Raw genomic sequence first — 7,921 nt, 5'->3', positions numbered from 1 at the left:
CGAGGGCGGGACGTTCGACGACGACGTGCACCACGCGCCGACGTCGATGAGCCCGCACGACCTGAAAGCCGTGCACGAGGTCGTCACGGCGGGCGCGCTGGCACAGGGCCTCACCAACAGCGTCATGCACGCCGAGATCCGCTTCCACGACGGCAGGCCCTACCTGCTGGAGATCGCGGCCCGGGTCGGCGGCGGCGGGCTGGACATGATCGCCCGCATCACCGCCGAGCACGACCCGATCGCGGCCGTGGTCGACATCGCCGCCGGCCGACGGCCCGACGTCCGCCACTTCCGGCCCACCGGCACGCACATCGCCGCGATGTGCCTGATCTCCGACGCCGGCGTGGTGCGCGAGGTGCGCGTGCCCGACGAGGTGTCCAGCTCCGACCGCGTGTTCCTGCTCAAGATCACCGCACGACCGGGCGACGTCGTGAAACGCCCGCCGGACGGCAACACGATCATCGGCTTCCTCGGCGCCACCGGCACCTCGGAGGCCGACGCCTTCGCCCTGATGAACGACTACGCAGCCAAGATCGAGGTCGATTTCCAGTAGCTACACCGCAGGCGTCGCCGGCCCTCCCGCGTCACATGCGGCGGACCGGTGGCGCCCCGGCCAGAGAGGACTCCACCGCCGTGTCCGAGCCCGAGCAACGCACCGCGCGCCGCCGCAGGTACCTGATGTGCCCGCCGGAGCACTTCGACGTCTCCTACTCCATCAACCCGTGGATGAACCCCGAGAAGCCGACCGACGCGTCCATCGCCCTGCTCCAGTGGAGCCGGCTGCGGTCGCTGTACCTGGACCTCGGCCACGACGTCGAGCTGATCGAACCCGAGCCGGGGCTGCCGGACATGGTGTTCGCCGCGAACGGGGCGACCGTCGTGGACGGGCGGGTCCTGTCGGCGCGGTTCCGCTTCCGGCAGCGCGAGGCGGAGGGACCGGCGTACCTGGAGTGGTTCCGCGAGCACGGCTTCCGCACGCAGGAGGCGTTCTGGGTGAACGAGGGCGAGGGCGACTACCTGCTGGTGGGCGACCGGATCCTGGCGGGCACGGGCTTCCGCACCGACCAGCGCTCGCACGTGGAGGCGGCCCGGTTCTTCCGGCGCGAGGTCGTCACGCTCGACCTGGTCGACCCGCGGTTCTACCACCTCGACACGGCGCTGGCCGTGCTGGACGACGACCTGATCATGTACTACCCCGAGGCGTTCTCGACGTGGAGCAGGGGCGTGCTGCGCTCCCTGTACCCCGACGCCGTGATCGCCGGCGACCACGACGCCGAGGTGTTCGGCCTCAACGCGGTCAGCGACGGCAAGCACGTCCTGCTGGCGCAGGAGGCCACGCACCTGGCGGACCAGCTCGCCGACCGGGGCTTCACGCCCATTGGTGTCGACCTGTCCGAACTTCTCAAATCCGGCGGCAGCGCGAAGTGCTGCACGCTCGAACTGCGTGGGGAGCCAGCTCGATGATCAACTACGACGGCAAGAGGTTCCACCCGGTCACCGGTGGCGGCCCGGAGGAGAGCCGGGTCGCCGTGTACCACCAGGACGGCGACCTGCTCTGGGGCGAGTTCCTCGGCGGCAAGGCCCGGCGCGGCGCGCTGACCGGCACCGCGAAGCCCGACGGCGCGCTGGACTTCGCCTACTGCATGGTCCTCGACGACGGCCAGGTCATCTCCGGGCACTGCCGCAGCACGCCGAAGGTGCTGGACGACGGCCGCATCCGCCTCGACGAGGTGTGGGAGCGCTTCGGCGAGCACGCCGCGTCCGGCGTCTCGACCATCGAGGAAATCCCCGCCCAGACCACGAACTGACCCGAGAGGCCGACGAGCAGCCATGACTTCCGCGAGCACCATCACCGCCGGCACGGACGGCACACCGCGCAAGGGCGGCGTCGTCACGTGGGCGTGCGCGCCGGGCTTCCCGCCCGCCGTGATCTTCCCGTTCACGCCGGCCGAGCGCATGGGCACCCGCAACATCCTGGAGTTCCAGGCGCTGATGTACCGGACGCTGTACTACTTCGGCAGCGACGGCACCCCGAACGTCGACTACGCGCAGAGCATCGGCGAGGAGCCGGTGTGGAGCGAGGACGGCCTGACCGTGCGGGTCAAGGTCAAGCCGTGGAAGTGGTCCAACGGCGAGACGCTGTCCGCCGAGAACGTGCTGTTCTGGGTGAACCTGATGAAGGTCAAGGGCTCCCGGTACGGCGAGTACGTCCCCGGCTACTTCCCGGACAACCTCACCGACTACGGCAAGGTCGCCGACGACGAGGTGTTCTTCACGTTCGACAAGGTCTACTCCAAGCACTGGGTGCTCTACAACCAGCTCAGCACGATCACGCCGCTGCCCAAGGCGTGGGACCGCACCGAGGCGGGCCCGGCGAACGCCTCCGGCGACCTCGCCGACGTCGAGGCGGTCTACGAGTACCTGATGGCGCAGCAGGGCAACATCGTCGACGAGGGCAACGCCCACCGCACCAAGTGGGCCGACAGCCCCATCTGGAGCATCGTGAGCGGCCCGTGGCGGCTCAAGAGCTACACGCTGGAGGGCGTGGTCACGTTCGTGCCCAACGAGCACTACTCGGGGCCGAACAAGCCGTACCTGGACGAGTTCCGCCAGGTGCCGACGTTCTCCGACGAGGAGCAGTACGAGATGCTGAAGGCAGGCCCGGACGCCGAGCACGGCATCCAGGTCGGCTACCTGCCGCTGAGCTTCGCCACGGAGCCCGCGGTCGACCCGGTGGTCGGCGGGCCGAACCCGCTGACCGAGTACACGATGTTCCCGCAGTCCGCGTTCTGCATCCGGTACATCTCGCTGAACTTCAACAACCCGACCGTGGTCGGCAAGATGTTCGCGCAGACGTACATCCGCCAGGCGCTCCAGTCCTCTTTGGACCAGGACACCGCGGTGCGCGACATCTACCAGGGCTACGCGTACCGCCAGAACGGCCCGGTGCCGATGTACCCGAGGACGGAGTACGTCTCGCCGCGCCAGCGCGAGGGCGCGTGGCCGCTGCCGTTCTCCCCGGAGAACGCCAAGGCGCTGCTGGAGGCGAACGGCTGGGACACCAGCGTCACGCCCGCGGTGTGCGTGCGACCGGGCACGGGTCCGGGCGAGGCGGGCGCGGGCATCCCCGCGGGCACGAAGCTGTCGATCCTGCTGCGCTACGTCGAGGGCCGCCCGGCCCTGACCCGGGTGATGGAGAACTTCCGCGACGCCGCCGCGCGGGCGGGCATCGAGCTGCGCCTCGAAGAGGTGTACGGCTCGATCCTCGTCGCCGAGGACGCGCCGTGCGAGCCGACCGCCATCACGCCGTGCACGTGGGAGATGTGCTGCTGGAACGGCGGCTGGGCCTACCACCACCCGACCGGCGAGATCCTGTTCTCCACCAAGGCGGGCGGCAACTTCGGCTTCTACAGCGACCCGAAGGCCGACGCGCTGATCGAGCGCACCGTCACCAGCGACGACCTGGACGTGCTCTACGAGTACCAGGACTACATCGCCAACGAGGTGCCGGTCATCTTCACGCCGAACTTCCCGATCCGGCTGTTCGAGGTAGCCAACACGCTCGGCGGGTTCGGGCCGGTCAACCCGTACGGGATGATCAACCCCGAGAACTGGTACTACCGCGACTGATCCCCGCGGCACGGGGTCCGCACCGGGCCCCGGGCCGTTTCTCCACCGTTCAACAGGGGGTCCCACCGTGGTCCTGTCCGCCGCGCCGCCGAGCACGCTCGGCGCGCACCCGCTGCTCATGTTCCTCCTCCAAGTCGCCGTGCTGCTGGGCATGGCGCTCCTGCTCGGGCGGCTCGCCGTCCGACTCGGGATGCCCGCCGTCGTCGGCGAGCTGGCGTCCGGCGTCGCCCTCGGGCCGTCGCTGCTGGGCACGTTCGCCCCAGTGTTCGACAACGCGGCCCAGCTGCACCTGCTCGACGCGGTCGGCCAGTTCGGGGTGCTGCTGCTGGTGGGGTTCACCGGCATGCACCTCGACCTCGGCCTGGTCCGCCGGCAGCGCCGGGCCGCCACCTGGGTCGGCGCGGGAGGGCTGCTCCTGCCGCTGGGGCTCGGCGTCGGCGCCGGGTTCCTCTTACCCGCCGCCCTGCTCGGCCCGGCGGCGGACCGGCCGGTCTTCGCCCTGTTCCTGGGTGTGGCGGTGTGCGTGAGCGCCATCCCGGTGATCGCCAAGGTGCTGCTGGAGATGAACCTCATGCACCGCGACATCGGGCAGCTCACCGTCACGGCCGCCGCCGTGGACGACGTGGTGGGCTGGTCGCTGCTGGCCGTGGTGTCCGGGATGGCCGCCTCCGGGCTGACCGCCGGGCACGTGGCGTGGGCGCTGGGCGCGCTGGCCGTGGTGCTCGTCCTCGCCGTGGTCGCGATGCGGCCCCTGGCGCGTGGCGCGTTGCGCCTCGCGGAGCGTTCCGGTGATCCCGGGGTGACCGTGGCGGTGGTCGTGTTGCTGGTGATAGCGTCCGCCGCCGGCACGCACGCCTTGGACCTCGAGCCGGTGCTGGGGGCGTTCGTGTGCGGTCTGGTCATCTCGTCGGTCGGCGGTGTCGCCCATGAGCCGCTCGCCGTGCTGCGGACGTTCGTGATGGGCGTCCTGGCGCCGTTGTTCTTCGCCACGGCGGGGCTGCGGATGGACCTCACGGCCCTGCGGCACCCGGCCGTGCTCGGCGCGGCGCTGGCCGTGCTGCTGCTGGCCGTGGTCGGCAAGTTCGCGGGCGCCTACGCGGGCGCCCGGCTGGCCCGGCTGAGCCACTGGGAAGGTCTCGCGCTCGGCGCGGGGCTCAACGCGCGCGGGGTCATCGGCGTGATCGTGGCGCTGGTGGGCTTGCGGCTGGAGGTGCTGTCGACCGAGGCTTACACGGTCGTGGTGCTGGTGTCGGTCGTGACGTCGCTGATGGCGCCGCCGACGTTGCGGTACGCGGCACGGCGGATCGCCGTGACCGACGAGGAACGCGAGCGCGAGAAGGCGTTCGGCGGTGTGCAAGTCCTATCGAGAGTGGAGCACCGATGAGCAAGACCGACCAGCGGCCCCTGCTGCTCGTGGTCGCGACCGGAATGCGGTTGTACCGCGAGTACCTGCTGCGCTCGATCAGCGCGGAGTACCGGGTGCACCTGTTCCTGACCGCCGAGCCCGACTGGGAGAAGGAGTACGTGTCCGGCTGGACCGTGCTGCCGTCGACCACGGACGGGCCGGCCATGGCCGCGGCGGCGGCGGAGATCCACGCCGCGACGCCGTTCTCCGGTGTGCTGTGCTGGGACGAGGTGCGCATCCACGCCACGGCGTTCGTCGCGCGGGCCCTGGGGCTGCGCAACGGCGACCCGGACGTGATCTGGCGCCTGCGCGACAAGGGCGGCACGCGGGCCGCGCTCAAGGCGTCGGGCGTGCCGCAGCCCCGGTCGATCCCCGTCAAGACCGTGGACGACGCGGTCGCGGCGGCGGCCGAGGTCGGGTACCCGGCGATCCTCAAGCCGCGCGGCCTCGGCGCGAGCCTCGGCGTGATCAAGGTGCACGACGAGCGGGAGGTGCGCGCGAACTTCGCGTTCACCGAGGCGGCGCGCGGGCCCGAGCCGGTGGTGTTCGACACCGACCAGCCGATCCTGGTCGAGGAGTTCGTGTCGGGCGAGGAGATCAGCGTCGACTCGGTGGTGCGCGACGGTGTCGTGACGCCGCTGTTCGTCGGCCGCAAGGTCGTCGGCTACCACCCGTACGCCGAGGAGGTCGGCCACTTCGTGGACGCCTCCGACCCGCTGCTCACCGACGACGTGCTGCTCGACGTGGCGCAGCGGACGCACAAGGCGCTGGGCTTCACCGACGGCATCACGCACGCCGAGTACATGCTGACCGCCGAGGGTCCCAAGGTCATCGAGGTCAACGGCCGCCTCGGCGGCGACATGATCCCCTACCTCGGCCTGCTCGCCACGGGCGTGGACCCCGGCCTGGTCGCGGCGGGCGCGGCCACCGGCGGCGAGGTGGACGTCGCGCACGCGCACGACCGCGTGGCGGGCATCCGGTTCTTCTACGTCGAGGAGGAGGACACCACGCTCGGCTCGCTGGCGTTCGACTCCGCCAAGCTCCCCGAGGGCATCGACCGCGTCGTCACGGTCGCGCAGCCCGGCGCGGTCGTCTCCCCGCCGCCCAAGGGCACGGTGTGGGGCCGCATCGCCTTCGCCATCGCCACCGGCGCCTCGCGCGACGAGGTCTCCGCCCGACTCGACGCGGCCGAGGCCGCACTGGACGTGAAGAGCGCCTGATGAGCACCGCGAAGAGCACCGACCAAGGCATCTGGCAGACGTTCGTCGAGTCGCCGCCGGCCGTGAAAGCCGTGCTGGCCGGCGTGTTCGTGAACAAGGTCGGTGGGTTCCTCAACATCTTCCTCGTGCTGTTCCTGACGGCGCAGGGCTTCTCCACCGGCCAGGCGGCGACGGCGCTGGGCGTCTACGGCGTCGGCAACGTCATCGGCGTCCTCGTCGGCGGCGCGCTGGCCGACCGGCTGGGCGCGCGCAACTCCACCGTGCTCAGCATGGGCGGCGCGGCCCTGCTCACCGCCGCGCTGCTCTACCTGCCGGAGTACGCGCTGCTGGTCGCCGCGGTGGCGCTGCTCGGCGCGGTGTCCCAGATCTACCGGCCCGCGTCGGCGACCCTGCTGTCCGAGCTCACGCCCGACGACCGGCAGGTCATGGTGTTCGCCATGTACCGGTTCGGCCTGAACCTGGGCACGACCGCCGCGCCGCTGATCGGCTTCGGCCTCTACCAGCTCGGCGGTGACGACTACACCCTGCTGTTCTGGGCCGAGGCGGTGGTCGCGGCGGTGTACGCGGTGGTCGCGTTCCGGGTGCTGCCCGCGAAGACGGGCGTGAAGGACACGGCCGACGAGGCCCCCGCGGGCAGCTACGCCGACGTGCTGCGGGACCGCCGCTACCTGCTGTACCTGGCGGCGACGTTCTTCAACGCCGTGGTCTACGTGCAGTACCTGTCGACGCTGCCGCTGGACGTCCAGGCGTCCGGGGTGCCGATCTTCTGGTACACGCTCGCGGTCGCGTTGAACGGTGGCGCGGTCATCCTGTTCGAGCTGGTGGTGACGAAGAAGACGCAGCACATGCGGCCCAAGCTGGTCGTGGGCGTCGCCTACGCGCTGGTCGGCATCGGCATCGCGGTGTACGCGCTGCCGCTGGGGCCGGCGGTGATCGTCGCGGGCACGCTGGTCTGGACGCTGGGCGAGATCATCGGCGGGCCCGTGGTGTTCGCCTACCCCGGCATGGCCGGTCCCGCGCACCTCAAGGGCCGCTACATCGGCAGCTTCCAGTTCGTGTACGGCCTCGGTGCTGCCGCGGGCCCCATCCTCGGCGGTTTCCTGTTCCTCCAGCTGGGTCACGGCGCGTGGCCGGTGCTGGCGCTGTTCGGGCTGGCGGCGGCCGTCGCGGGCTACGCGGCCACCCGGGACCGCGCGGAGGTCGAGGACGGTGGGTGACTTCGACTTCCTGACCGGCCGGTGGTCGATCCACAACCGCAGGCTCCGGCGGCGGCTGGTGGGCAGCGACGACTGGGAGGAGTTCACCTCCACCTCGGAGGTGCGCCCGATCTTCGGCGGCGCGGGGAACGTGGACGAGATCACGTTCCCCGACGGGACGTCCGGCCTGACCGTGCGGCTGTACGACGCCGCCACCGGCCGCTGGTCGCTGAACTGGGCGAGCAGCGACTCGGGCGTGTTCTTCCCGCCGCTGTTCGGCTCCTTCACCGACGGCGTCGGCACGTTCCACGGCGACGAGGTGCAGGACGGCGTCCCGGTCCGCATCCGCTTCCGGTGGCACCGCATCACCGGTGACTCGGCGCGGTGGGAGCAGGCCATGTCGGCCGACGGCGGGCAGACCTGGGAAACCAACTGGTACATGGACATCACGCGCCAGGCGTGACCCGCGC

General features: G+C 71.1%; 7 protein-coding genes and 1 pseudogene. All 8 read left to right on the top strand.

All coding sequences use genetic code 11. From position 1 onward, the window contains the following. Window positions 1-553: pseudogene (locus ADK67_RS52890) on the top strand (ATP-grasp domain-containing protein); the annotation flags it as partial. An 80-nt stretch (window positions 554-633) separates the two neighbouring features. Next, window positions 634-1,464, top strand: a complete 831-nt coding sequence (ddaH, locus tag ADK67_RS34760; RefSeq protein ID WP_442974220.1) for a dimethylargininase — start codon at window positions 634-636, stop codon at window positions 1,462-1,464. Then, window positions 1,461-1,808: a hypothetical protein gene (locus ADK67_RS34755; protein ID WP_053720799.1), complete on the top strand. Its 348-nt coding sequence runs from the start codon at window positions 1,461-1,463 to the stop codon at window positions 1,806-1,808. Before ddaH ends, ADK67_RS34755 begins: the two co-directional genes overlap by 4 nt. A gap of 22 nt (window positions 1,809-1,830) precedes the next feature. Beyond that, complete coding sequence (locus ADK67_RS34750; RefSeq protein ID WP_053720798.1) at window positions 1,831-3,630, top strand: ABC transporter substrate-binding protein; 1,800 nt, start codon at window positions 1,831-1,833, stop codon at window positions 3,628-3,630. A gap of 67 nt (window positions 3,631-3,697) precedes the next feature. Beyond that, complete coding sequence (locus ADK67_RS34745) at window positions 3,698-5,014, top strand: cation:proton antiporter (protein WP_053720797.1); 1,317 nt, start codon at window positions 3,698-3,700, stop codon at window positions 5,012-5,014. Further along, window positions 5,011-6,255, top strand: a complete 1,245-nt coding sequence (locus tag ADK67_RS34740) for an ATP-grasp domain-containing protein (protein WP_053720796.1) — start codon at window positions 5,011-5,013, stop codon at window positions 6,253-6,255. Before ADK67_RS34745 ends, ADK67_RS34740 begins: the two co-directional genes overlap by 4 nt. Continuing rightward, on the top strand, window positions 6,255-7,472 hold the full coding sequence (locus ADK67_RS34735; RefSeq protein ID WP_053720795.1) for an MFS transporter: 1,218 nt from the start codon (window positions 6,255-6,257) through the stop codon (window positions 7,470-7,472). Before ADK67_RS34740 ends, ADK67_RS34735 begins: the two co-directional genes overlap by 1 nt. Further along, window positions 7,465-7,914, top strand: coding sequence for a hypothetical protein (locus tag ADK67_RS34730; RefSeq protein WP_053720794.1), 450 nt, complete (start codon window positions 7,465-7,467; stop codon window positions 7,912-7,914). Before ADK67_RS34735 ends, ADK67_RS34730 begins: the two co-directional genes overlap by 8 nt. The last annotated feature ends 7 nt before the right edge of the window (window positions 7,915-7,921 follow it).

Origin of the sequence: Saccharothrix sp. NRRL B-16348, from assembly GCF_001280085.1 — a bacterium.
GTDB lineage: Bacteria > Actinomycetota > Actinomycetes > Mycobacteriales > Pseudonocardiaceae > Actinosynnema.
The sequence above is the reverse complement of the archived record's forward strand: the minus strand, read 5'-3'. Positions and strand labels throughout refer to the sequence as shown.

What these genes read in the sequence shown, in the direction of transcription:
- ADK67_RS34755 (WP_053720799.1), top strand. Translation starts at nt 1,461, where the DNA reads ATGATCAACTACGACGGCAAGAGGTTCCACCCGGTCACCGGTGGCGGC.
- ADK67_RS34750 (WP_053720798.1), top strand. Translation starts at nt 1,831, where the DNA reads ATGACTTCCGCGAGCACCATCACCGCCGGCACGGACGGCACACCGCGC.
- ADK67_RS34740 (WP_053720796.1), top strand. Translation starts at nt 5,011, where the DNA reads ATGAGCAAGACCGACCAGCGGCCCCTGCTGCTCGTGGTCGCGACCGGA.
- ADK67_RS34735 (WP_053720795.1), top strand. Translation starts at nt 6,255, where the DNA reads ATGAGCACCGCGAAGAGCACCGACCAAGGCATCTGGCAGACGTTCGTC.